At 68.4% G+C, this 24,785-nt stretch carries 15 protein-coding genes, 1 tRNA gene and 1 pseudogene; 8 read left to right on the top strand and 9 right to left on the bottom strand.

The features are described from left to right. Positions 1-70: 70 nt before the first annotated feature. The 3 genes from SOM18_RS12475 to SOM18_RS12465 are packed head-to-tail and all read right to left on the bottom strand — an operon-like array spanning position 71 to position 5,733. Complete coding sequence (locus SOM18_RS12475; RefSeq protein ID WP_031440884.1) at positions 71-3,454, bottom strand: error-prone DNA polymerase; 3,384 nt, start codon at positions 3,452-3,454, stop codon at positions 71-73. A gap of 7 nt (positions 3,455-3,461) precedes the next feature. Next, positions 3,462-4,967 (bottom strand): Y-family DNA polymerase, encoded by a 1,506-nt coding sequence (locus SOM18_RS12470; RefSeq protein WP_235188385.1) that lies wholly within the window; start codon positions 4,965-4,967, stop codon positions 3,462-3,464. Continuing rightward, the gene (locus SOM18_RS12465) at positions 4,936-5,733 is read right to left on the bottom strand and encodes an ImuA family protein (RefSeq protein ID WP_031440882.1); all 798 of its coding nucleotides are present in this window, start codon (positions 5,731-5,733) and stop codon (positions 4,936-4,938) included. Before SOM18_RS12465 ends, SOM18_RS12470 begins: the two co-directional genes overlap by 32 nt. 163 nt (positions 5,734-5,896) lie before the next feature. Between SOM18_RS12465 and SOM18_RS12460 the strand changes: the two genes are divergently transcribed. Both SOM18_RS12460 and SOM18_RS12455 read left to right on the top strand, forming a co-directional pair. Further along, a tRNA-Gly gene (locus SOM18_RS12460) sits at positions 5,897-5,971 on the top strand. A 202-nt stretch (positions 5,972-6,173) separates the two neighbouring features. Then, positions 6,174-7,721: pseudogene (locus SOM18_RS12455) on the top strand (protoglobin domain-containing protein). 52 nt (positions 7,722-7,773) lie between these two features. On the opposite strand, the gene SOM18_RS12450 reads toward SOM18_RS12455, so the two are convergent. After that, positions 7,774-9,420 carry a uroporphyrinogen-III synthase gene (locus SOM18_RS12450; RefSeq protein WP_320481789.1) on the bottom strand — a complete coding sequence of 549 codons (1,647 nt, stop codon included), beginning with the start codon at positions 9,418-9,420 and terminating at the stop codon, positions 7,774-7,776. Next, positions 9,417-10,325, bottom strand: coding sequence for a hydroxymethylbilane synthase (gene hemC, locus SOM18_RS12445; RefSeq protein ID WP_031440879.1), 909 nt, complete (start codon positions 10,323-10,325; stop codon positions 9,417-9,419). Before hemC ends, SOM18_RS12450 begins: the two co-directional genes overlap by 4 nt. Positions 10,326-10,400: 75 nt before the next feature. Here hemC and tsaD point away from each other — a divergent pair, with 75 nt between their 5' ends. Then, a complete protein-coding gene (gene tsaD, locus SOM18_RS12440; RefSeq protein ID WP_031440878.1) occupies positions 10,401-11,429 on the top strand; it encodes a tRNA (adenosine(37)-N6)-threonylcarbamoyltransferase complex transferase subunit TsaD in 1,029 nt (342 codons plus the stop codon). Beyond that, complete coding sequence (locus tag SOM18_RS12435) at positions 11,426-12,403, top strand: NAD(P)H-dependent glycerol-3-phosphate dehydrogenase (protein WP_031440877.1); 978 nt, start codon at positions 11,426-11,428, stop codon at positions 12,401-12,403. The genes tsaD and SOM18_RS12435 overlap by 4 nt, the downstream gene beginning before the upstream one ends. 46 nt (positions 12,404-12,449) lie before the next feature. On the opposite strand, the gene SOM18_RS12430 is transcribed toward SOM18_RS12435, so the two are convergent. Together SOM18_RS12430 and SOM18_RS12425 are read right to left on the bottom strand one after the other, a co-directional pair. Beyond that, positions 12,450-14,279 carry an AsmA family protein gene (locus tag SOM18_RS12430; protein ID WP_235188384.1) on the bottom strand — a complete coding sequence of 610 codons (1,830 nt, stop codon included), beginning with the start codon at positions 14,277-14,279 and terminating at the stop codon, positions 12,450-12,452. 229 nt (positions 14,280-14,508) lie between these two features. Beyond that, positions 14,509-14,667 (bottom strand): DUF1674 domain-containing protein, encoded by a 159-nt coding sequence (locus SOM18_RS12425; protein ID WP_081874308.1) that lies wholly within the window; start codon positions 14,665-14,667, stop codon positions 14,509-14,511. Between the two features lie 102 nt (positions 14,668-14,769). Between SOM18_RS12425 and SOM18_RS12420 the strand changes: the two genes are divergently transcribed. From SOM18_RS12420 to purH, 4 genes are all read left to right on the top strand, one after another. Next, positions 14,770-16,047, top strand: a complete 1,278-nt coding sequence (locus tag SOM18_RS12420) for an RsmB/NOP family class I SAM-dependent RNA methyltransferase (protein WP_031440875.1) — start codon at positions 14,770-14,772, stop codon at positions 16,045-16,047. A 71-nt stretch (positions 16,048-16,118) separates the two neighbouring features. Continuing rightward, the gene (gene rpe, locus SOM18_RS12415) at positions 16,119-16,778 is read left to right on the top strand and encodes a ribulose-phosphate 3-epimerase (RefSeq protein ID WP_031396295.1); all 660 of its coding nucleotides are present in this window, start codon (positions 16,119-16,121) and stop codon (positions 16,776-16,778) included. A gap of 29 nt (positions 16,779-16,807) precedes the next feature. Continuing rightward, positions 16,808-18,511 (top strand): heparinase II/III family protein, encoded by a 1,704-nt coding sequence (locus SOM18_RS12410; RefSeq protein ID WP_320481915.1) that lies wholly within the window; start codon positions 16,808-16,810, stop codon positions 18,509-18,511. Between the two features lie 253 nt (positions 18,512-18,764). Continuing rightward, positions 18,765-20,327, top strand: coding sequence for a bifunctional phosphoribosylaminoimidazolecarboxamide formyltransferase/IMP cyclohydrolase (purH, locus tag SOM18_RS12405; protein ID WP_031440873.1), 1,563 nt, complete (start codon positions 18,765-18,767; stop codon positions 20,325-20,327). A gap of 33 nt (positions 20,328-20,360) precedes the next feature. Here the strand turns inward: purH and SOM18_RS12400 are convergent, their stop codons facing one another. After that, positions 20,361-21,878 carry a lipopolysaccharide biosynthesis protein gene (locus SOM18_RS12400; protein WP_031440872.1) on the bottom strand — a complete coding sequence of 506 codons (1,518 nt, stop codon included), beginning with the start codon at positions 21,876-21,878 and terminating at the stop codon, positions 20,361-20,363. A 118-nt stretch (positions 21,879-21,996) separates the two neighbouring features. Further along, positions 21,997-24,771 carry a DNA polymerase I gene (gene polA / locus SOM18_RS12395; RefSeq protein ID WP_031440871.1) on the bottom strand — a complete coding sequence of 925 codons (2,775 nt, stop codon included), beginning with the start codon at positions 24,769-24,771 and terminating at the stop codon, positions 21,997-21,999. Between the last annotated feature and the right edge of the window lie 14 nt (positions 24,772-24,785).

Below are 24,785 nucleotides of genomic sequence, written 5' to 3'. Positions count from 1 at the left end.
ACACTCCCGTATTGAACTTTGCGCTATCTGGGGCGGCGGCGCGGTGATTGCCACCATCTTACCGACACTCTCAATGGAAGTCGCGCGACTTGGGCAGGACACGCACGTCGCGGGGATGCTGCGCGCGCGAGGGTTGCGACAGCGACGTCCGTGAATCCGGACTGCGCGTCGGAACGGAACGGACCACTTCGTCCGCGCGGCACAATGGCGCATCGAGTGCATGGTCCTCGGACAGGAACCGGAGCATCGCGCTGCGATCCTGGACGCGCGATGCGATCAGATGCGTGACGCCCTCCTCGCTGCGCTGGATCACCCCTTCGAGAACCATCAGCCGCGAGGCCATCACCGCGCGGCGGTTCGCCTCGAAATCGCGCGCCCAGATCAGTCCGTTGGTGACGCCGGTCTCGTCCTCGATCGTCACGAAGATCGCATTGCCCTTCCCCGGGCGCTGGCGGACGAGGACGATGCCCGCGACCCTGGCGCGCCGGCCGTCCCTGGTGGCACAGGCCTGCGCGCTCGACAGGATTCCCTCGGCGGCGAAGCGATCGCGCAGGAACGCCATCGGATGCGCCTTCAGCGACAGGCCGGTCGTCTGGTAATCCGCAGCGACCTGTTCGGACAGGGGCATCGCGGGAAGCTGTGCATCGGGTTCGACGCCCAGCTCGGGCACATCGGCGGCGGCGAACAGCGCGAGCTGCCTGGGCGGGGTACGGCGGACGTCCCACAGCGCCTCGCGGCGATCCTTGGCGAGCGAGCGGAACGCATCCGCGTCGGCGAGCAGGTTCATCGCGCGCTGCGGCAGGTCGGCGCGGCGGGCAAGGTCCTCGATCCCGGTGAAGCGCGCGAGCGTGCGCGCCGCGACGAGATTGTGCGCCCATTCCGCACGGAACCCGTCGACCTGCCGAAAGCCGAGGCGCAACGATTCCTGTCCGACCGTGGTGCCGGCTTCGAGGCCATTGTCCCACAGGCTCGCATTCACGTCGACGGGCAGCACGGTCACCCCGTGTTCGACCGCGTCGCGCACCAGCTGTGCCGGGGCGTAGAACCCCATGGGCTGCGAATTGAGCAGCGCGCAGGTGAACACCGCGGGGTGAAAGCATTTGATCCACGACGAGACATAGACCAGCCGCGCGAACGACAGCGCATGGCTTTCGGGAAAGCCGTAGGATCCGAACCCCTCGATCTGTTTGAAACAGCGTTCGGCGAACTCCGCCTCATAGCCACGGCGAACCATGCCACCGATCAGCTTGGCCTGGAAGTTATCCATGCCGCCGACCTTGCGGAACGTCGCCATCGACTTGCGCAACTGGTTCGCTTCGCCCGGCGTGAACCCGGCCGCGACGATCGCCAGCTTCATCGCCTGTTCCTGGAACAGCGGCACGCCATAGGTGAAGCGCAGCAGTTGCTGAAGTTCGTCGGGCGGGCCGAAACGCGGGTGGGGCGAGGGGAAGTCGACCTTCTCCTTGCCGCTGCGACGGCGGAGATAGGGATGGACCATGTCGCCCTCGATCGGTCCGGGGCGGACGATCGCGACCTGCACCACCAGATCATAGAGTTTGCGCGGACGCAGCCGCGGCAGCATGTTGATCTGCGCGCGGCTTTCGACCTGGAACACGCCGATGCTGTCGCCCCTGCACAGCATGTCATAGACACGGTCGTCCTCGGCGACGGCGATCGTGTCGAGCAGGTGATCGCCGTGGCCATGCTCGCGCATCAGGTCGAAGCTCTTGCGGATGCAGGTCAGCATGCCGAGCGCGAGGATATCGACCTTCATCAGCCCCAGCGCGTCGATATCGTCCTTGTCCCATTCGATGAAGGTGCGGTCCGCCATCGCGCCGTTGTGGATCGGCACCATTTCGTCGAGCCGTCCCTGCGTCAGCACGAACCCGCCGACATGCTGTGACAGATGCCGCGGAAATTCGAGCAGCCGGTCGACCATCTCGCGAAGCCGCGCGATCTCGGGATTGTCGGGATCGAACCCGGTTTCGGTGAAGCGGCGTTCGTCGAACCGGCTCGAAAAACTGCCCCAGACGGTGCTCGTCAATTTCTGCGTCACGTCTTCGGTCAGGCCCAGCGCCTTGCCGACCTCGCGCACCGTGCTCTTGGGGCGATAATGGATCACCGTCGCGGCGATCGCCGCGCGGTCGCGGCCATAGCGGCGATAAATATACTGCATCACCTCCTCGCGCCGCTCATGCTCGAAATCGACGTCGATATCGGGGGGCTCGTCGCGTTCGCTGGAGACGAAGCGCGAGAAGAGCAGGTCGTATTTCATCGGATCGACCGAGGTGACGCCGAGCAGATAGCAGACCACTGAATTGGCGGCCGAACCGCGGCCCTGACACAGGATCGGCGGGTCGCAGCTGCGCGCAAACCGGACGATGTCGGAGACGGTCAGGAAGTAATAGGCATAGTTCTTCTCGCGGATCAGCGTGAACTCCTCATGGAGCAGCGCCAGCATCCTGTCGGGTACGCGGTCGTCATAGCGTTCGAGCGCGGTCTGCCAGACGAGATGCTCCAGCCAGTCCTGCGCCTCCCATCCCGGCGGGACAGGCTCATGCGGATATTCGTAGCGCAGGTCGTCGAGCGAGAACGCGATCCGCGCCATCAGGCGGGCGCTTTGTCCCACCGCATCGGGACGATCGCGGAACAGCCGCGCCATCTCGTCCGTGTCCTTCAGATGGCGTTCGCCATTGGCGGCGAGCAGGCGACCGGCCTTGTGGATGCTGGTGCCTTCGCGGATGCAGGTGACGATGTCGTGCAGGTCGCGGTCGTCGGGATAGGCATAGAGCGCGTCGGTGGTCGCGAGCACGGGTATGCTCGCCGCGTCGGCGAGCCCCGCCAGCCGTGCCAGCCGCCGCCGATCGCGTCCGCCGCGCGGCATCGTCACGCCGAGCCAGACACAGTCCGCCCCCAGCCGCTTCACCGCGTGGAGGACGCTCGACAGGTCGCGGTCGCGGCGTTCGGGCAGCATGTCACCGTCGGGCAGCGGCGATACGGCCGTTGCGCCGCGTGCGCTGCTCTCGGGCATCACCACCAGCATCATGTCGGCATGATGCGCGATCAGGTCGCCGAGCCCGAGGATGCAGCCGCCTTTCTCGGCGCGACGGTTGCCGACCGTCAGCAAGCGGGTCAGGCGCCCCCAGCCACGCCGGGTCGAAGGATAGGCGACGATGTCGGGGGTCCCGTCCTCGAACACCAGCCGCGCCCCGACGATCAGCCGGAAGTCGATCGGCGGCAGCATCATCCCCAGCAGTCCGTCTTTGGCCTTCTTCAGCGCCTGGTGGGCGCGGACCACGCCGGCGACGGTGTTGCGGTCGGCGATGCCGATGCCACCAAGGCCCAGCTCGACCGCGCGACCGACCATGGTTCCGGCATCGCTCGCGCCGTCGAGGAACGAGAAATTGGTCGCCGCGACGAGTTCGGCAAAGGCGGAATCGGCAAAGGCGGTCACGGCGCGGTCATGCGAAGACGCCGTGGAGATACCAGCGCGGGGTCTCGACCTCGGAATACAGGCCGTGACGGAAGATCCAGAAGCGGCGGCCGCGGCGATCCTCGACCCGGTAGTAATCGCGCGTCGGAATGTCCTGACGCCGCCACCATTCGCCTGCGATGCGTTCGGGGCCTTCGCTGTGCGCGACGTCGTGGACGGTGCGGCGCCAGCGGAACCGGTGCGGCGGACCGTCCGGGACCTCGGCCATCATCGATTCGATCGGGTGCGGGGGATCGAACATATAGATCGGGCGCAGCGGCGGTTCGCCCGATTCAGGGGCGGCCCACGGCGCCGGGCGTGCACTGACCGCGGCGGCGTCCGCCGCCGGCAGCATCAGTTCGGCCTGTTCGGGAATATGGCTGTCACGCGCCGCGAACCGCCTTACCCGTGCCCGACCGAGCCGCGTGCCGAGCTGGTCGACGAGCTGCGCCACGTTCCGGTTCTGGCCATCCCGGTCCTGGCCGTCTCCCTTCTGCCCTCCCTCCAGTTTCAGCTGAGTCGCATCCAGTCGTTCGGCGAGCGCGATGTCGAGGCGGATCAGGTCATAGCCGAAGCCGGGGTCGAGCGGGTCGGCGAGACTGTCGATCCGTTCGCGGAACAGCCGCATCAGCACGGCGACGTCGCGCGTCGGCTGGCCCGTCTCGATCCGCAACCGCTGGACAAGCCCGTCGGCGCGAAACAGCCTCGCCTCCCAGCGCCTGCCACCCTCATGGCGTTCGGCGAGCTGGATCCCGGCCTCGGTCGCAAGCTCAGACAGGATCTCGAGCGCATAGTCGGTCCGCGCGATCGGCTCGGCAAAGCGGCGTTCGACGCCGATCCGTGCGATCGTCTGCCGCGGCACGATCGGGCCTTTCACTGTTCCGTCGAGCCTGCGGATCATCATCGCGGCGTCTTCGCCGAATCGCGCCGCGATCACGCTGAGCGGGCGTGCCATCACGTCGCCCACCGTCTTCAACCCGGCGCGCGACAAGGCGGTCGTCGCATCGTCGTCGAGGCCGAGTGCTGCGACCGGCAGGCGCTTCACCGCGCGGCGTTCGTCGGGGGCAGGCGCCCCTGCGAACCGCGCGAGCGCCCGCGCGGTATCCGGCGTGTCGCCAAAGGCATGTCGCACCAGCAGGCCGCGGCGGGCCAGCCGTTCCTCAAGATCGGCGGCAAGCCGGCGCTCACCCTCGAATTCATGGACGCAGCCGGCGATGTCGAGGATCAACCCGTCCGGGGCATCGAGCGCGACCGACGGGGTATAGCGCTGACATCCGTCCGCCAGCCGCTCGAGCCATTCGTGATCGGCATGCGGATCATGCTGATAGGTTTCGAGTCCGGGTACGCGTGCCCGCGCATCGGCAAGCGTCAGCCCGGGTTCGAGCCCGGCGCGAAGCGCTTCGCGGTCGAGCGACTTGAGCCGTACCCCGCCCGCAACCGACTCGACGAACGCGATCGGTGCCTCAGCCCGTCCGACGAACAGATGGGGGCGCATCGTCCGCAGCCGCTCGATCGGCAACCATGGGAATACCAGCGCCAGATAGCGGCGCGGTATCGATGCTGGTTTCAATGTCGGGTTGGGGGAGGGCTTGTTCGAAGTCATACGCGTCACGATTCCACTCCACGCGCCAGCGCAGGCCGGCCTGGCCTCCGCGTCGACGCAGCAATTCGATATCGAAGGCCGGCTTGCCCGGGGCGTCCGCGTCCAGCGGTTGCGACCGGCACGATGTCACCTGCCAGCGCGTCGCAGCGGCGCTGGGCACGGGGGCCGCATCGATCCTGAGGCTGAGTATGGTCACGCCCGAGGTTTCGGCGGCCAGCATCAGCCGACGCGTCGCCGTCAGATCGATGCTCGCCGCCCGACCCCAGGATTCGATGACCAGCGTTCCCAGCCCCTGGCATCGTGCGGCATCCGCGGCGGTGCGCAACAGGCTGGCCTCGTCATCGACCAGCGCGAGGACCAGCGACGAGACGTCGAGACCCATTTCCACCAGACCGTTTGCGTGGAGTCGCCCGCCCTGGCGTTCGCTCGCCTCGGTGCGCAGCCACAATAACGGCACCGCTCGCGCGGCCAGAGTTGTCGCGACCGCGAAACCCGCGGCGCTTGCCGAATCGTCGACTGACGCGAAGATCTCGTGCAGCTGCGCCTTGGCCATGCCCTCGGTCATCCAGGCCTCGACCGCCCGGCCATCGCGCTGCGATGGCAGGCCGGTCGTCGCGATCCGCTTGAGGCGGGCGATCAGGGCGGTCGAGTCGTTCACAATTGTTCTTGTAATGTTCTATTGGGGGAGTCGCCAAGGACATTCTTCGCGATGGTCGCTGCAAATTTTGCAAAGAAGGCGCTTGCCGGATCCGAAACCCCGGGCTAATAGCGCGCCTCACCCCGCCACCGTGTCGTTACAGACCGGCGGCACAGGCGCCAGAGCGGGCGTAGCTCAGGGGTAGAGCACAACCTTGCCAAGGTTGGGGTCGAGGGTTCGAATCCCTTCGCCCGCTCCAGTCGCTGCCTTGAACGGCAGCGGCTTTCGCCGATCGGGTGATTCCAAACCTCCACGGTAAACTCCCAGATGGCATCACGCCATACGTACGGCATGCTTGATCTATGTATGCTCGACGATGACGATTTGTTGAGGCGGACCTGACCGATAGCGGCGCCGCGTTGCTATAAATTGGTCATCTACCGCTATATTCGGAGCCGTCCGTGTCCGTTGACCAAGTTTCGTCGCGTCTCGCATTCATGGAAATGGGAGCCGATCAGCAGGCGACCGTCGCCGCCGTCCGGCCCTTGATCGAATCCCTGATCGGCGGCGCGCTCGACAAATTCTACGACCGGGTCCGCAATCAGCCCGAAACCTCGCCCTTCTTTCGCGATGCCGGCCACATGACTTCGGCCAAGTCGGCTCAGGCCAAGCACTGGATGAACATCGCACGAGGCCAGTTCGACGCGAGCTTCTATGACAGCGTACGGCGGATCGGGACCGTTCACGCGCGGATCGGGCTCGAGCCGCGATGGTATGTCGGCGCCTATGCGCTCGTTCTCGAAAATCTGCTTGCGGGGATCGGCCGCCACTACAGCCCTTGGCGGCGGCTGGTGAAGGGGCTCCGCACGCCGAGCGCGACCGATGCCGGCATCGCGATCGTCAAGGCGGCGCTGCTTGACATGGAATTGTCGCTGTCGATGTAGTTCGAGGAAGCCCAGGTCGAACGCAACGCTGCGATCACGACCATGGGCAAGGCGCTGAACGCGCTTGCCGCCGGGGATCTGTCGACGACGCTGACGGGGCTCCCGGCCAGCTTCGCGCCGCTCGAGGACAGCTATAACGACGCGCTCAACCAGTTGCGCACGCTGATCGGCGCGGTGTCCGAAAGCGCCACCGCGATCCGCACCGGATCCAATGAGATCGCGCAGGCATCGGAGGATCTTGCCCGCCGGACCGAGAGCAATGCCGCGTCGCTTGAGGAGACTGCCGCGTCCGTGACCCAGATGGATGGCCGGCTTCGCGCCTCCGTGACCGCGGCCGGCCAGACGGTCGAACGCGCCGATCAGGCGATCGCGACGGTCGGGGGCGGTCGCACGGTGGCGGATCTGGCGGTACAGGCGATGGGCCGCGTATCGGACAGCGCCAAGGGCATCGACAGCGTGATCGAGGGGCTGGACAAGATCGCCTTCCAAACACGCGTCCTGGCGATGAACGCCGCGGTCGAGGCGGGAAGGGCCGGCGACGCGGGTCGCGGATTCGCGGTCGTGGCCGATCTGGTATCCGCGCTCGCGATGCGTGCGGAGGAAGAGGCCAAGCGCGCGCGCGACCAGCTGACGGTGACGCAGACCGACATCGTCACCGCGGTCGATGCGGTGACGAAGGTCGATGGTGCGCTCGCGGCGATATCGGACGACGTGGCACAGGTTCACGCCCTGCTCGCCACCATGGCGCGGGACAATCAGGCCCAGTCGGTCGCGATCACCGAGATTTCCGCGACGATCGGGACGATGGACCAGACGACGCAGCAAAATGCCGCGATGGTGGAGGAAACGTCGGCGGCAGCGCGCAACCTAGCCGCCGAGGTGGGCACGCTGGCCGACCAGGCCCGACGGTTCCGCACCGGCGACTCCCGCGCTGGCAGACCGCCGGTCGCACCTGCGAAACAGGATTATGGCCAGCCCGAAAGCTATACGTCGCCGGTCAAGCCGCTGCCGCCAGCCGCAATCCCGGCGATGGTTCGCCACGAGGACGACTGGAACTCCTTCTGACGCCCTGACAAGTCCTAGGCGACAGGCCTCGGCCGGTCGCCCGGGCGGGGCGTCAGGGGGCGGGTACGGCGACCGGCGCCTCGCTCTGCGTCGATGTCGCGACCGGTGGCAGCACCGGGGTGGTGACCACGATCGGGGTGGGCTGGGGCTGGCCCGCCTGGCCCATCAGCGCGGTGTTCTCGAGGATATCCAGCGCCTTGCGCGCGACGATGTAGCGGCGGGCAGCGTCCATCCAGTTGCTCGCCTGCGTCGCGCCGGGCAGGCGCTCGACCTCGGCGCGGGCCGCCTCGACCTGGCCGGCCTCGAGCAGTCGACGCGCCCGTGCAAGACGGTCGGCGGGCATGGGCGAGGCCATGCTCTCTTCGCGCAGCACGATCAGGTTGCTGAATTCGCGCCGCACGGTCTGCAGCCAGCTGTCATTGGTCGTCCCGTTGGTGCTCGTGATCTGCGGCGCGATCGTATCGAGCCCCTGGCGCAGATCCTCGATCGTGACCGGCTGGTGCGCGGCCTGGATCACCGCGGCCGTGGCGCGCGGCTGGGCGCGCCCGAAGCGCAGCCGCAGCTGCTCCTCGATATAGCCCAGCCCGACACCGCGCTCGATCGCCCGACGCGCGGCGAACGCGACCATAAGGCCTTCCGCGCGGGTCGCCTGACCACCGGCTGCCATCGCGTCGCTCGACACGGCTGCGGTCCGGGCCTCGAGCGCGGTGAGCTGGCCCGCCAGCGTCGCCTCGCGCGTTGCCAGCATTGCGGTGTCGACCCGCGGCTGTTCGCCATTGGCGTTGAGCGGTTGCGCGGGGGTGAAATCGGGGTTGCCCGATGCCGCAGCGGCCGTGGTCGATCCAGCGGCCGTCAGACCGGTGCGCTGACCAAACCATGGCATCGTTTTCAGCGCATAGCCCATCGCCACCGATCCGGCGATAAAAGCCAGTCCGATCACTATGATGATAACACCCAGGCGGGGGCCGCGTGCCCGGGGACGCTCGATCGGCACGTGGTCGCTCATGACGCGCTTATCCCCGCGACGCGCGTCAGGGTCAATCGCGCGCTTTGCGGCGATCGTGACAAGCGCATCGTCGGTGGGAGTCTCCGCCACGACCAGCGCGGCCCAGCCGCTGCCCGCCGCGTCTGCCGCGGCTTGGCTGATCACCGCGATCGTGATGCGCGACCGGTCGACGCCGGCCTGTGCGACATGCTCAGCGAACGCATGCGCGGCGCGGGGCGAATGGATCAGCACGAGCAGGTCTTCGTGCCGAGGCAACACGCTATCGCCGATCCGCAGCGCGTCACTCGCATAGACGGTGCACGCGACGACGCCCGGGCCGGTCGGTCTGCGATCGCGGCCCGCCGGGTGGAACAGGCGGTCGAACCCGGACGCCCGCGCTGTGTCGATCGCGGCATCGACGTTGCTGGTGCCGGTCACCGCGACACTGAAGCCGGCGCGTCGGGCGGCGGCGGCCGTGGCGTCGCCGACCGCAATCACAGGCAGCGCCTTGAGTGTGTCGGGCAGGGCGCCATGGCGAATCGCGTTCGCGCTGGTCAGCAGAACGGCATCGAACCCGCCGAGGTCGGGCGGCGTCCAGGCGACGGGCACGACCGTGAACACCGGCATCGCCAGGGGCTCGAGCCCCAGTCCGCGAAGCTTGGCGCATGTGTCGGCGTTGCCCGGCTCCGGGCGCAGCACGACGACGCGGGTCATGCGGCGAACAGGCGCCGGACGCTGGCGGGGGCGCGGGTCAGCAGGTCGAGCGCAAGTGCGGTACCAAGATCTTCGTCGATCCCGCCTTCGATCGCGCCGGCGACGTCGCACGACCCGTCCTCGGCGATCAGTTCGCCGCGCAGCGTCAGCGTCTCGCCGGCCAGCGAGGCAAGGGCTGCCACCGGCGAATGGCAATCCGCCCCCAACCGCGCGAGCAACGCGCGTTCGGTCCGGACGCACAGGCTGGTATCGGCGTGATCGATCGCCGCGACGATCGCCTGTGCCGGCTTGCCGACCAGCGTCTCGATCCCGACCGCACCCTGGGCGGGTGCGGGCAGCATGATGTCGGTCGGGATGGCATGACCGATCGCCGTCCGCCCGAGACGATCGAGCCCGGCGGCGGCAAGCAGCGTCGCGTCCATGTCGCCGGCCGCGACCCGCGCGAGTCGCGTATCGACGTTGCCGCGGATCAGGACGATGTCGAGATCGGGGCGCGATCGCAGCATCTGCGCGCGTCGCCGCGGCGAGCTGGTGCCGACGACCGCGCCCTGGCGCAAATCGGCAAGCGTTTCCGCGCCGATCAGCCGGTCGCGCACGTCCGCGCGCGGCAGCATCGCGGCGATCTGCAGGGTCTGCGGGCGGATCGTCTCGACATCCTTCATCGAATGCACGGCGCAATCGATCTCGCCGTCGTGCAGCGCACGATCGAGTTCTTTCGTCCACAGCGCCTTGCCGCCGATCTCGGCGAGCGCGCGATCCTGCACACGGTCGCCCGTGGTACGGATCACGACCGTCTCGATCCGATCCGGGGACCAGCCATGCGCGGCGCACAAGGCGTCGCGCACCATGCCTGCCTGCGCGAGGGCGAGGGGCGAGCCGCGTGTGCCGAGCCGAAAACTAGTCATGACGCCTGCATGCAGAAACGCGGCGCGTTCGACAAGCGTGAGGACAAGCCTTGTCCGGCGCGATAGGGATATGGGATGATCATTCTGGGTATCGAATCCTCCTGCGACGAAACCGCCGCCGCGCTCGTCACCGCCGATCGACAGGTGCTGGCGCACCGGTTGCTCGGGCAGGAGGCGGCACATGCGCCGTTCGGCGGGGTCGTGCCGGAGATCGCGGCACGCGCGCATGTCGAGGCGCTCGAGCCGCTGATCGTCGCGGCCCTGGCCGATGCGGGGCTCAAGCTGGCCGATGTCGATGCGATCGCTGCGACGGCCGGGCCGGGGCTGATCGGCGGGGTCATGGTCGGGCTCGTCACCGGCAAGGCGCTCGCGCATGCCGCGGGCAAGCCGTTGATCGCAGTCAACCATCTGGAAGGCCATGCGCTGTCGCCGCGGCTGTCCGATCCCGATCTCGCCTTCCCCTATCTCCTGCTGCTGGTGTCGGGCGGGCATTGCCAGTTGCTGCTGGTCGAAGGGGTCGGCGCGTATCGCCGACTCGCGACGACGATCGACGATGCGGCCGGTGAGGCGTTCGACAAGACCGCCAAGATTCTCGGCCTCGGCTTTCCTGGTGGTCCCGCGGTCGAGCGCGCCGCCGCGCTGGGTAATCCAAAGGCCGTGCCGCTGCCGCGCCCGCTCAAGGGTTCGGCCGAACCGCATTTCTCCTTTGCCGGTCTCAAAAGTGCGGTCGCGCGGGTCGTCGGGGACTATCCGCCGGAGGATATCGCCGCGTCGTTCCAGGCCGCGGTGGTCGATTGCCTGATCGACCGCACGACCAGGGCGCTGAACGGGCTGACGGTCACGCCCACCGCGCTGGTCGTCGCGGGTGGGGTCGCCGCGAACGGCGCGGTCCGCGGCGCGCTGCAGACGCTTGCCGCGACCCGCGGCCTGCGGTTCGTCGCGCCGCCGCTCTGGCTGTGCACGGACAATGCGGCGATGATCGCCTGGGCCGGGGCGGAGCGGTTCGCCGCCGGACTGACCGACCCGCTCGACACCGCGGCCCGCCCGCGCTGGCCGCTTGATCCGGATGCCGAGGCGGTGCGCGGCGCAGGGGTGAAGGCATGAGGATCGGCGTCATTGGTGGCGGCGCCTGGGGCACCGCGCTGGCACAGGTCGCCGCGCATGAAGGCCGCGACGTCATCCTGTGGGCGCGCGAGCCGGCCGTCGTCGACTCGATCAACGCGACCCATGCGAACGCGCTGTTCCTCGCCGGCGTCGCGCTGTCGCCGACGATCCGCGCCACCGGCGATCTCGGCGCGCTGGCGGACATGGACGCGATCCTTGTCGTCGCGCCGGCGCAGCATGTCGGCAGCGTGCTCGCCGCCGCGCCGATCAGCGGCATCCCGCTGGTGCTGTGCGCCAAGGGGATCGAGGCGGGGAGCAAGCGGCTGGTCGGCGAGGTCGCCCGTGCGGTGCATCCCGACGCGCCGATCGCGGTGCTGTCGGGGCCGACCTTCGCGCATGAGGTGGCGGCGGGGCTGCCGACCGCGGTGACGCTCGCCTGCGAGGACGAGGCGCTTGGCGAAGCGCTCGCGACCCGGCTCGCCGCGCGGCATTTCCGGACCTATGCGTCGACCGACGTCGCGGGGGCGGAAATTGGCGGGGCGGTGAAGAACGTGCTTGCGATCGGCTGCGGTGTGGTCGAGGGGGCCGGGCTCGGCCAGAATGCGCGTGCCGCGCTGATCGCGCGCGGCTTTGCCGAAATGACGCGGTTCGGGCTCGCGCGCGGCGCCCGTGCGGAGACACTGGCCGGGCTGTCGGGGCTCGGCGACCTGGTGCTCACCTGTTCCTCGACGAGTTCGCGCAATTTCTCGCTTGGCGTCGGGCTGGGGCGCGGCAAGGCCGCCGCCGCGTTGCTGGCTGATCGCCGTACGGTCGCGGAAGGCGCATTCACCGCCCCCGTGCTGCGCGAGGCCGCGCGTGACGCGGGCGTCGACATGCCGATCACCGAGGCCGTCTGCCGCCTGCTCGAAGGCGCCCCGGTCCGCGACGTGATCGGCGACCTGCTCGCGCGACCGCTCAAGGACGAGGCGGGCTGATTAGGAGGCGATTGCTTCATTTTCCCCCTGGCGGGGGAGGATCGGTTTAGCGCAGCACGCGCGCCGCGAGCCCCGAGCAATCCGCATCGCGCGCAGTCGGGCCCTGTTTTCCCGTGATCGCGCGGCCGATCGCCTTGAAGATGTTGCCGACCGACTTCACCTCGGGCGGGATCGTTACCGCCGGCCGCTCGATCGTGCCGGTCATATAGGCCGAGCCCGGCACGCGCAGCAGCGCATGCTGTTTCGGCGTGCCCGTCAGCCGGATGTTCAGCGTCTCGCCGGGAAACACCACGCTCCCCTGACCGCGCATCAGGCTGGCGGTCGTGTCGACGATCATCGGATCGATCCGACCATGGCCGCGCGTCACGTCGAGTTTCAGCACGACGCAGCGCAGCCCCGCGCGCTCGCCATCCTTCGCCAGCAGCGCGCGCGCGGCATCGAATCCCAAAGCCGCCGCGATCCCCTGCGGCAATTGCCCGTCACGTGCGACGAAACCGATCGTGCCGTTCGCATTGCCGACCGCCGCGCGGATCGTCGTGCCCGGCCCCCTCAGTCGTGCGCGCGCGCTGACATTGCCGCTGAAATCGCCGCCGCCGCCCGCGAGATCCTGCACGCTGCTGCCGCGCAGCCGCAGGTTGATATCGACCATCGGCACCTTGCGGTCGCCGCGCTGGTCGACCGTCAGCTTCCCCTCGACCCGGCCATGCGGCAATCGCGCGTCGAGGTCGCTGAGCGTCAGCAACTGGTGGTCGATCGCCAGCACGCCCCTGGCGGACAGAATCGGCGACGCGCCCTTGGCGCTCACGATCCGCTTGATCCGGAACGCCATCCGCGCGTCGGTCGTGTCGATCTTGCCGATATCGATCCGCGTATTGGGCACGAGCCGCGGGCCGATTGCGCGTTCGAGCGCGGCCCCCTTCGCCTTCCCCTCGTCCGACGCCAGATCGCCAAAATCAAACTGTCGCGACACGATCGCGCCGTCGACCTTGCTCCGGCCATCCTGTTTGTCGACGCTGACATGCCCGGTGAAATCGGACCGCCCGACGACGCCCTTCAGCTGCGTGACGGTCCATTTCGGCTGGTCGTGGCGGACATGCGCGGAGAACGACACCGGCTGCGTGCGGAACAGCCCCGCCTCGATCACCGCGTCGATCAGCTTGAGGTCGGTCGCGCGTGCGGTCACGTCGAGCTCCATCGCGTCGGTGTCGAGCGGGTGGTCCATCCGGCCCTTCGCTGTGATCGAGAGCGCGTCGCCGTCGATCGACGCGGTGAACGGCCAGGGCTTGCCCTGGAACCGCTCGACCGAAGGCCCCGCCACGGCGATCCGCACCGCCGCACCGCGGATCGTGCCGTTGCCGGCCGCGCGGATGCCGTGCACCGGATCGGAGGCGAAGCGTGCGGTGACGAACCGGTCCTGCTTGTCGTCGTGATAGGCGATCACGCTGTCGCTGATCGTCAGTCCGTCGAGGTCGGTGGAGCTCCCGCCGCCCTTCGGCTTGCCCGGGCGTTCCCAATTGGTGCGGCCGTTCCTGTCGCGGACCAGCACGAGCCGCAGTCCGCGCGCCTTCACGTCGCGCGGCCCGAACGCACCTTTCAGCAACGCGAGCCCGGAAAAGGTGGCTTCGGCGTCGCGCAGCTGAACGAAATCGCCCGCTCCGGCCCATTCCGCCTGCGGAATACGGACGTCGGTGATCCGGATTGTCGGGTTGAACCCGAACGTGTCGACGCGCTCGATCCCGCCGATCGTCACCGGCCGGCCGAACCGCGCGGTGAGCTGCCGCTGGATCACCCCCTTAAGAGACCCCCAAGGGAAGGCAGCGAGCACGATCAACCCCAGCACCAGCACGCCAGCGACGACGATGCCGGTGATTTTCACCCAGCGTTTTGCGAAGAATCCCCTCATCCTACCGCGACGCGCCGCCGTGAAATACGTTCCGCCTGCGTCAGGACCGCTGCCGCAGATTTACCCGTCGTTTCGATCGACACACCACCCCGGCGAAGGCCGGGGCCCAGTTGGGAAACGTCGCTAACGAACGGCGGCGCTACGTTACGCCCACCTCTCCTACTGGGCCCCGGCCTCCGCCGGGGGGTAAGCGGGCCACTTGTCAGAAGTCGATCGCCATGCCCTTCAGTTCCCAGTCGCCATAGCGCGTCGGGTCGCGCGGTTCGGGGTCCTTGTCGGGCACGATCGGCTCGGGCTGTGGCACCGGTGTATCCTTCGACAGATAGGCGGGTGGCTTCACATGGTCGGGGCGCTGGCCCATCATGGCTCTCCGGATTGCGTGTTGGCGTCGTAACCGCCACATGGGGCGCGCCGTGCGACTTGCCAATGCAGCGCGCGGCACCTGAACGCGAAGGACCTTCTTATGCCCGACTACACCCACGCCCCCGAGCCGCTTGGCGTCCCCACCCGCCGCGCCGCGCTGCGCCTGCTCGATGCGGTTCTCCGCCGCGGCGAGTCGCTCGAATCCGCGCTGCCCGCCGCGACCCGCGCGATCCACGGACCCGATCGCGGGCTTGCGCATGCGATCGCCGCCGAGACGCTGCGCCGGCTCCCCGATCTCGACGCGATGATCGATTCGGTCACGAAGACCAATCTGCCCGACGATGCGAAGGCGCGGATGGCGCTGCGGATCGCACTCGTCCAGGTGCTGATCCTGGGCACGCCGTCGCACGCCGCGATCTCGACCGTGCTGCCGCTGGTCGATGGCGGTCCGCGCAAGCTCGTCCACGGCGTGTTCGGGACGCTGTTCCGCGCCAACATGCTGCTACCCGAGGTGCCCACGCTGCCCGCTCCGGTCGAGCTGCGCTGGGAAGCCGCATGGGGCGAGGAGATGGTCGACGATGCCGGCCGTGCGATCGCGGCGCCGCCGCCGCTCGACCTGACGATCGCAGACCCCGCCGAAACCGAAGGCTGGCGCGAAAAGCTTGGCGGCGAGAGCTTCATGCCCGGGCATCTGCGGCTCGGCGATCACGCCTCGGTCCCCGACATGGAGGGCTTTGGCGACGGCGCCTGGTGGGTGCAGGACATCGCCGCCTCGCTTCCCGCGCGCTTGCTGGGCAAGGGGCAGGGCCATGTCCTCGATCTGTGCGCGGCGCCCGGCGGCAAGACGCTGCAGCTCGCGTCCGCGGGCTGGACCGTCACCTCGGTCGACAATTCGCAGAGCCGGATCAAACGTCTGCGCGAGAATCTCTATCGCACGCATCTGAAGGCCGAGGTGGTGAACGCCGACCTTCTCGAATGGGCGCCCGCCGAGCCCGCCGACGCGATCCTGATCGACGCGCCGTGCAGCGCGACCGGCATCTTCCGTCGCCACCCCGACGTGCTCCACCGCGTCCGCCCCTCGATCATCGCCGAGACCGCGGCGTTGCAGGCGCGGATCTTCGCGCGCGCGGCCGACTGGGTGAAGCCCGGCGGTACGCTCGTCTACGCGACCTGCTCGCTCGAACCGTCGGAGGGCGAGGCGCAGCTCGACGCGTTCCTCGCCGCGCGCAGCGACTATTCGATCGTGCCGGTCGACCAGGCCGAGCTCCCCGCCGGAATCACGCCGACCGACACCGGTACCGTCCGCACGCTGCCGGGCATGCTCGCCGAACAAGGCGGTTGCGACGGCTTCTTCATCACCCGTCTGAAGCGCGCCTGATCATTCCTCCCCCGCTTTGGGGGAGGATTGAAGGCCTTCGCGCCACGTGAATCCCCCGCTAGGACAAATTCATGCAACCCGTCCGCATCGCCCCCTCGATCCTGTCCGCCGACTTCGCCAAACTGGGTGAGGAGGTCCGCGCCATCGATGCGGCCGGCGCCGACTGGATCCATATCGACGTCATGGACGGGCATTTCGTGCCCAACATCTCGTTCGGCCCCGCGGTCATGAAGTCGGTGCGCGGCGTCACCGCCAAGCCGTTCGACGTCCATCTGATGATCGCCCCCGTCGATGCGTATCTCGATGCGTTCGCGGAGGCCGGCGCGGACTGCATCACCGTGCATTACGAGGCCAGCCCGCACATCCACCGCTCGCTCCAGCACATCAAGTCGCTCGGCAAGCGCGCGGGCGTTGTGATCTGTCCCGGCACGCCGGCGAAGATGCTCGATTACCTGCTCGACATGGTCGACCTCGTGCTCGTGATGAGCGTCAATCCCGGGTTTGGCGGGCAGAGCTTCATCCCCAGCCAGCTCAAGAAGATCACCGCGATCCGGACGATGATCGAGAAGAGCGGTCGCATGATCGATCTCGAGGTCGATGGCGGTGTCGACGCCGAATGGGCGAAGCGCTGCATCGATGCGGGTGCGGACGCGCTGGTCGCGGGGACGTCGGTGTTTCGCGGGGGGCCGGCACAATATGCCGCCAACATCGCGGCATTGAGGGGCGATTGACCGACCAGCCCGATCCCGTGACCGATCCAATGCTCGACGGTATCGACGAAGGACGTCGCCTGATCCGGCTCGGCGGCGACAACGGGCTGTCGCTCGCTGACCGGCTGGCGGAGCGCTTTCACCGCCTGACCTGGCGTACGCCGCTCCATGCCTTGCGGCTCAAGGGGCGCTATCCGCTCAAGCTGATCGCCGTCCCCGAGGATCCGGTGCTCGGTGACATCCCGCGGGGCACGATGCTGCTCGAGGGCATGCTGTCGTTCCGCGGCGAGGCGCGCGATATCGAGACGCTCGATCTGGCAAAGCCGTTGCCCGGTCCCTTTGCCGACTATTTCCACAGCTTTGCCTGGCTGCGCGACCTGTCGACCGTCGCAACCCGCGCACGCGGGGCACCGATCGCCGAATATCTGATGGGGCTGTGGCTGACCGCCTATGCCGACACGCCGGGCGGGATCGCGTGGCGGCCGGACCTCTGGGGCAGGCGGATCCTGTTCTGGACCGCGCATGCGCCGCTGATCCTGTCGTCGGCTGACCTAGTCTACCGCTCGAAGGTGCTGAACGCGCTCGCGCGGGGCGCGCTGCACCTCGATCGAAGCGCGGACAAGGTGCCCGCAGGCGCACCGCGGATCGCGGCATGGTGCGGCGTCGTCGCCGCCGGGCTGCTGATCCCGGGCGGTGACCCGCGCCGCGCGTTCGGTGAGGCCGGGCTGCTGCGCGCGCTCGGCACCGGGTTGTTCGACGATGGCGGTTCGGTCTCGCGCAGCCCGGCGATGCTGCTCGATTCGATCCAGCTTCTGACGCTGCTCCAGGACAGTTACCTTGCACGCAACCTGGCCTTGCCCGAGCCCGTCGCGACGACGCTCACCAGGATGGTCGCGGCGCTGCTCGGCGTGACGCATGGCGATCTTGGGCTGTCGAGCTGGCAGGGCGGGGGCCCCGCAAGCGAGACTCAGGTCGCCGCGGTGATCGAGGCGAGCGGCATCCGGACCCGGCCGCTCCGCCAGGCGCGCGACTGGGGCTATCAGCGGCTGGCGGCGGCCTCCTCGGTGCTGATCGTCGACGCCGCGCCGCCACCCGTCGCACGCCTTGTCGAAGGCGGGTGCGCTTCGACGCTCGCGTTCGAATTCTCCGATGGCCCGGCGCGGCTTGTCGTCAATTGCGGCGGCGCACGGGCAGGGATCGCGCAACTGCCGCCGGCAATGGTCGAAGGTCTGCGGTCGACCGCCGCGCATTCGACGCTGACGATCGCCGACAGCAACTCGACCGCGATCCACGCCGACGGAACGCTCGGCCGCGGCGTTGCCGAAGTCGAGCTGAGCCGGCAAGAATCGGAGGCAGCGAGCCGGATCGAAGCGAGCCATGACGGCTATGTCCGGCGCTGGGGCTTTGTGCACCGCCGGCAGCTGATGCTGACCGGCGACGGCCGTGAATTACGGGGCGAAGACGCGCTGTTGCCCAAGGGCAGCAAGCGGCGCCTGGGCCTTTCGCTGTTCGCGATCCGCTTCCATCTGGGTGCGGGGGTGCAGGTGTCGCCGACCGCGGACGGTCTGGGCGCGATCCTCCGCCTGCCGGGCGGCGCGATCTGGCAGTTCCGCTGCCGCGGCGGCGCGCTGGTGGTCGAGGACAGCGTCTGGATCGACGCGGACGGCCGCCCGGTCGCGACGCAGCAACTGATGATCACCGGCGAGGCCGCGGCGGGCGGCGCGAGCGTGAGCTGGGCACTGAAAAAGGCCTGAGCGCCAAACCGAGAGCGTTTACAATCACCCTCCCCGGCGGAGGCCGGGGTCCAGTTGGAAAGGTGGCGATGACGAAGCGCCGTCTTAGGTTGGCGACGTTCCCCAACTGGACCCCGGCCTCCGCCGGGGAGGTGCTATATTCGTGGCGTGGCGCGAGACGGCGACATCTGCGCGCGACCCGCCCCCTGTTCCCCAACCCCAACCGACGCTAAGGCCCGCCGCACGGCGAAACCCGGATCACGAAAGACCTGTCATGACCAGCATCCCGATAAAGCGCGCACTCCTGTCCGTCTCCGACAAGACCGGGATCGTCGATCTCGGCACCGCGCTTGCGAGCCACGGTGTGGAACTGGTGTCGACCGGCGGTACCGCCACCGCGCTGCGGGCGGCAGGCCTCACGGTGCGCGACGTGTCGGAGCTGACCGGCTTTCCCGAGATGATGGATGGCCGCGTCAAGACGCTGCACCCGATGGTGCATGGTGGCCTCCTCGCGGTGCGCGACGATGTGGGGCATGCCGCGTCGATGGAGGAGCACCAGATCGGCGCGATCGACCTCGTGATCGTCAATCTCTACCCGTTCGAGGCGACCGTCGCGAAGGGTGCGGACCGCGACACGGTGATCGAGAATATCGACATCGGCGGCCCCAGCATGGTGCGCTCGGCCGCCAAGAACCACGCCTATGTCGCGATCGTCACCGATCCCGCAGACTATGCGCTGGTTGCGGGCGGCAGCACGACGCTCGACGACCGCAAGCGCCTCGCCGCCAAGGCATTCGCGACCACGGCCGCCTATGACTCGGCGATCGCGACCTGGTTCGGCACGGTCGACCAGGGCGAGCAGTTTCCGGCCACGCTGCCGATCACGCTCAAGCGCGGCGATGCGCTCCGCTATGGTGAGAACCCGCACCAGTCGGCGGCCTTCTACACCGCGACCGATGGTGTCCGCGGCATCGGCCAGGCGCGTCAGGTGCAGGGCAAGGCGCTGAGCTACAACAATCTTAACGACGCGGACGCTGCGCTCGAGCTCGTCGCCGAGTTCCGCGATGCCGCCCCCTCGGTCGTCATCGTCAAGCACGCCAATCCGTGCGGCGTCGCGACCGCCGCGACGCTCGAGGAGGCCTATGCCGCGGCGTTCGCCTGCGACACCGTGTCGGCGTTCGGCGGGATCATCGCAGTCAACCGCCGCCTCGATGTCGAGACCGCGCGCGCGATCACCGGCATCTTCACCGAAGTCGTCGTCGCACCCGATGCCGACGAGGAGGCGATCGCGCTGTTCGCCGCGAAGAAGAACCTGCGTCTGCTTTTGACCGGCGACCTGCCCGATGCGGCGCGCGCCGGGCTCACCGCCAAGTCGATCGCGGGCGGCTGGCTCGTACAGGGGCGCGACAACGGCACGCCCGGCGAGTTGCAGGTGGTGACGAGGCGCCAGCCCACGCCGCAGGAACTCGCCGACTGCCGCTTCGCCTGGACCGTCGCCAAGCACACCAAGTCGAACGCGATCGTCTATGCCAAGGACGGCAGCACGGCAGGCATCGGTGCGGGGCAGATGAATCGCCTCGAATCCGCGCGCATCGCCGCGTGGAAGGCCAAGGATGCGGCGGACAAGGCGGGCTGGGCGACGCCGCGGACGATCGGCTCGGCGGTTGCCTCCGACGCGTTCTTCCCGTTTGCCGACGGGCTGCTCGCGGCGGTCGAGGCGGGCGCGACCGCGGTGATCCAGCCGGGCGGGTCGATCCGCGACGCCGACGTGATCGCGGCGGCGGACGAGGCGGGGCTGGCGATGGTGTTCACCGGGATGCGCCACTTCCGGCATTGATCGCCGGCGGCCCCCCGGCTTCGGGGGGCCGGATCAGCGGACCGGCGACCCGCTCCGCGGCAGCGTCGCTTCGCTGGGCTCGGGGGTCTTGGCGAACAGGGCGCGGTCGGCGGGCCCGAACGCCCATTTCCACAGGATGAAGAGATAGGTCGCGGCGATCGCCGGCTCGCCGACCGCAAGTTCGACCCATTCGAGCCGCTTGGGTAGCGCGGTAAAGCCCGTGCCCACGACGATCGCGGCAAGCGCCGCCCAGACCAGCGGCCAGCGCCACGGCGAGACGCTCGCGCCGAGCAGGCTTCCGAGCAGCCGCGACTTGATCATCGAGGTCAGCGCGACCGAGATCATGAGCGCGATCGCGGGCCCTGCGGCCTGATAGTTGACCGGATAGCCAAGCCGGCGGATCGCGAAGATCAGCGCGAAGCTGAGGCCGATCTGGAAGGCGAGCATCACCGCTGAGATCATCAGATTGCGGTGCCGCGCGATATAGACGAGCGCGGATTCGCTGACCGCGCCGCTCGAGGCGAGGAATTCGGCGGTCAGCAGGAAGGCGAGCGCGGCGGTGCCAGCGACGAATTGCGGCCCGACCACGCCCATCACCGCCTCGCCGGGGATCGATCCCATCAGCGCGAGGCCACCCTGTGCCGCCATGATCCAGAACGCGACCTGGCGGACCTGGTTGGCGATCGCCGCGCGGTCGTTGACCGCAAGACTCTGCGTGATGACGGGGCCGAGGATCGGGTCGAAGCTTGTCTTAAGCTTCTGCGGCAGGCTCGCGACCTGTTGCGCCATATAATAGATGCCGACGACCTTGGGCTCGAACATCACGCCGAGGATGAAGCGGTCGACGTTGCGGCTGCCCCATTCGAGGATGTCCGCGCCCGCCAGCGGCACATTGGCGCGGGCGAGCGCGTAGAGCGGGCGCAGATGCGGCGACCAGCCGCGCGGCAGCCCGTAGCTGCGCACGAACGGCACGAGGCTGGCGATCAGCGCCGCAGTCATCGACGCGACATAGCTCAGCACGAGCCCGTCGCGGATCGTGAAATAGGAAAAGGCCCAGGCGGCGATCGAGATCGTCCACGGCTCGACCACCGCGCGCGCGGTGACCGCGGCCTTGACGTTCAGCCGATAGGCGAGTGCTGCCAGGCTGACGTCGGACCAGGCGACCGCGACGATGATGAGCGGCAGGAACCGGTCGAGCCCAGTGATCGCCGTATTGGGATACATGATCTCGGGGAAGGTGAAGAGCACCGCGCTCGCGATCAGCGACGCGACGAACGCCACCGCCATCGCATCCCACACGACATAGGCGTGCGGCCGCTCGGTGCTGCTCAGCGCCTGCGCGAGACCGCGCTTGAGCCCGAGCGTCGCCAGCAGCGCGGCGAGTTCGACCACCACGACCGCGATCGCGAACCGGCCGACCAGGTCCGGGCCGTAAATGCGGCCCGCGATGAACAGGAACGGGATGCGCGCGGCGAGGCGGAGGACAAAGCCCGCAATGTTGGTCCGACCGCCCTTGGCGAGCGTGTCGATATCCTTGGTCGATTCGGTCACGGGCGGGCGCCGCTGGTGCGCCGCGCCGCGGCACGGCCGCGTCGTCGGTCGGAGCGAAGGCTCCGCCGGCCGCGCTTGTGCGAGTCAGCCGGGCGTGGCCGGCTGCCGCCCCGCGCGATCAATGCGCTGCGCCCCAGCTCAGGCCGGTGCCGATCTCGATCCCCAGCGGCACGTCGAGCGTCACCGCCGGCTCGGCCGCGGTCGCCATCACGCGTTCGATGACGGGCTTGGCCGCCTCGACATCGCCCTCGGGCAGTTCGAACACGAGTTCGTCGTGGACCTGGAGCAGCATGCGCACGTTCGGCAGCCCGGCTTCGAGCAGTGCAGGGCCCATGCGGACCATCGCGCGCTTGATGATATCCGCGCTCGTCCCCTGGATCGGCGCGTTGATCGCGGCGCGCTCGGCGCCCTGGCGTTCGTGCTGGATCTTCGAGCGGATCCGCGGGAAATGCGTCTTGCGGCCGAACAGCGTCGTCGTGAACCCGGTCGCGCGGACGCTTTCGGTGGTGTCGACGATGTAGCTGGAGATGCCGGGGAAGCGATCGAAATAGCGGTCGATCATCGCCTGTGCTTCGTCCGCGGACACGTCAAGCCGGCCGGCGAGCCCCCAGCGCGAGATGCCGTAGAGGATCGCGAAGTTGATCGTCTTGGCGCGACCGCGCGTGTCGCGGTTGACCTCGCCGAACAGCTCCTGCGCGGTGAGGCTGTGAATGTCGTCGCCATTCGCGAACGCCTGTTTCAGCGCGGGGACGTTGGCCATGTGCGCGGCCAGTCGCAGCTCGATCTGCGAGTAGTCGGCGGCGAGGATCACGTTGCCGGGCTCCGCCACGAACGCGTCACGGATCTGGCGGCCGATCTCGGTGCGGATCGGGATGTTCTGCAGGTTGGGATCGGTCGACGACAGCCGGCCGGTCTGCGCGCCGGTCAGCGAGTAGGACGTGTGGACGCGACCCGTCGCCGGGTTGATCTGCGCCTGCAACGCATCGGTATAGGTCGATTTCAGCTTCGAGAGCTGGCGCCAGTCGAGCACCTTGCGCGCGATCACCGCGCCGGGCGAATCCTTGTCGGCGGCGATGCGCTCGAGTTCGGTGACGTCGGTCGAATAGACCCCGGACTTGCCCTTGCGGCCGCCCTTGATGCCCATCTTCTCGAACAGCACGTCGCCCAATTGCTTGGGGCTGCCGATCGTGAACGGCGCGCCGGCGAGCGCGTGAATCTCAGTCTCCAGGCTCGCCATCTGCGCGGCGAACTCGGTCGACAGCTTCGACAGCTTCGCGGCGTCGACCTTGATCCCGTGCATCTCCATCTGCGCGATGACGGGGACGAGCGGGCGGTCGACCATCTCGTAGACCCGCGTCGAACCCTCGGCGGGCAGGCGGCGCTTGAACCGGCGCCACAGGCGCAGCGTCACGTCCGCGTCCTCCGCGGCATAATGGGTCGCGGCCTTGAGGTCGATTTCGTTGAAGCTGCGCTGCGACTTGCCGGTGCCGACCACGTCCTTGAACGCGATGCAGGTGTGCGAAAGGTGCGTCGCGGCAAGCTCGTCCATGCCGTGGCCGTGAAGCCCCGCGTCGAGATCGAAGCTCATCAGGATCGTGTCGTCGAACGGCGCGATCGTCACGCCTCCGGTGGCGGCATAGGCGCGGGCGAGGACGATCATGTCGTATTTCAGGTTATGGCCGATCTTGAGGATGCTCGGATCCTCCAGCAGTGGCTTCATCTTCGCCAGCACGACCGCGCGGTCGATCTGGGCCGGGTTTTCCGCGAGCAAATCGGTGCCGCCATGCGCGATAGGTACGTAGCAGGCGAGGTTCGGATGCAGCGCCAGGCTGATCCCGACCAGGTCGGCGCGCGTCGCGTCGATCCCGGTCGTCTCGGTGTCGATCGCGATCCAGCCCTGATGCTTTGCCAGCGTGATCCAGCGGTCGAGCGCCGCCTCGTCGACGACGGTCTCGTAATCGTCATGCTTGCACGGCTCGTCCGCGTCCATGTCCGCGACGACGGTCGACTCGGCGACCGGTGCTTCGGCGACGGCCGACAATTTGGCGATCAGCGACTTGAAGCCGTGATGATCGAGGAACGCGCGCAACGGTGCGTCGGGAATGCCCTTGAGCTCGAGATCCTCGAGCGGCTCGGGCAGCGCGACGTCGCATCTGAGCGTGACCAGCACCTTCGACAGCCGCGCCATCTCGGCATGCTCGATCAGATTGTCGCGCAGCTTGCCCTTCTTCATCCCCTCGGCGGCGGCGAGCACCGATTCGAGATCGCCATGTTCGAGGATCAGCTTGGCGGCGGTCTTCGGGCCGACGCCGGGGACGCCGGGGACGTTGTCGACGCTGTCGCCCATCAGCGCGAGCACGTCGCCGAGCTGCGCCGGGGTGACGCCGTGGAATTTTTCCGCGACATGCTCCGCGCCCAGCCGGCGGTTGTTCATCGTGTCGTACATGTCGAGCCCGGGCTCGATCAGCTGCATCAGGTCCTTGTCCGACGAGACGATCGTGACCGACCAGCCCTGCGCCAGCGCGGCCTTCGAATAACAGGCGATGATGTCGTCGGCCTCAAGCCCCTCGGTCTCGATGCACGGCAGCGAGAAGGCGCGCGTCGCGTCGCGGATCATCGGGAACTGCGGGACGAGATCCTCGGGTGGGGGCGGACGCTGCGCCTTGTACTTGTCGTAGAGATCGTTGCGGAACGTCTTCGACGACTTGTCGAGGATGACCGCCATGTGGGTGGGGCCATCCGCGGCATGGACCTCGTCCGCGAGCTTCCACAGCATCGTGGTATAGCCGTACACCGCGCCGACCGGCTCGCCATGCTTGTTGGTAAGCGGCGGCAGCCGGTGATAGGCGCGGAAGATATAGCCGGAGCCGTCGACGAGATAGAGATGGGGCATCGCGCGCGGTCTAG

It is taken from the genome of Sphingomonas sp. CFBP9019 (assembly GCF_034045155.1).
Lineage (GTDB): Bacteria > Pseudomonadota > Alphaproteobacteria > Sphingomonadales > Sphingomonadaceae > Sphingomonas > Sphingomonas aerolata.
Note: the sequence above shows the minus strand (reverse complement) of the source record. Positions and strands in the feature narration are given on the sequence as shown.

Coding starts and splice junctions, on each gene's coding strand:
- SOM18_RS12470 (WP_235188385.1), bottom strand. CDS start 4,967: ATGCGCCCCCATCTGTTCGTCGGACGGGCTGAGGCACCGATCGCGTTC.
- SOM18_RS12450 (WP_320481789.1), bottom strand. CDS start 9,420: ATGACCCGCGTCGTCGTGCTGCGCCCGGAGCCGGGCAACGCCGACACA.
- hemC (WP_031440879.1), bottom strand. CDS start 10,325: ATGACTAGTTTTCGGCTCGGCACACGCGGCTCGCCCCTCGCCCTCGCG.
- tsaD (WP_031440878.1), top strand. CDS start 10,401: ATGATCATTCTGGGTATCGAATCCTCCTGCGACGAAACCGCCGCCGCG.
- SOM18_RS12435 (WP_031440877.1), top strand. CDS start 11,426: ATGAGGATCGGCGTCATTGGTGGCGGCGCCTGGGGCACCGCGCTGGCA.
- SOM18_RS12425 (WP_081874308.1), bottom strand. CDS start 14,667: ATGGGCCAGCGCCCCGACCATGTGAAGCCACCCGCCTATCTGTCGAAG.
- SOM18_RS12420 (WP_031440875.1), top strand. CDS start 14,770: ATGCCCGACTACACCCACGCCCCCGAGCCGCTTGGCGTCCCCACCCGC.
- rpe (WP_031396295.1), top strand. CDS start 16,119: ATGCAACCCGTCCGCATCGCCCCCTCGATCCTGTCCGCCGACTTCGCC.
- SOM18_RS12410 (WP_320481915.1), top strand. CDS start 16,808: ATGCTCGACGGTATCGACGAAGGACGTCGCCTGATCCGGCTCGGCGGC.
- purH (WP_031440873.1), top strand. CDS start 18,765: ATGACCAGCATCCCGATAAAGCGCGCACTCCTGTCCGTCTCCGACAAG.
- polA (WP_031440871.1), bottom strand. CDS start 24,771: ATGCCCCATCTCTATCTCGTCGACGGCTCCGGCTATATCTTCCGCGCC.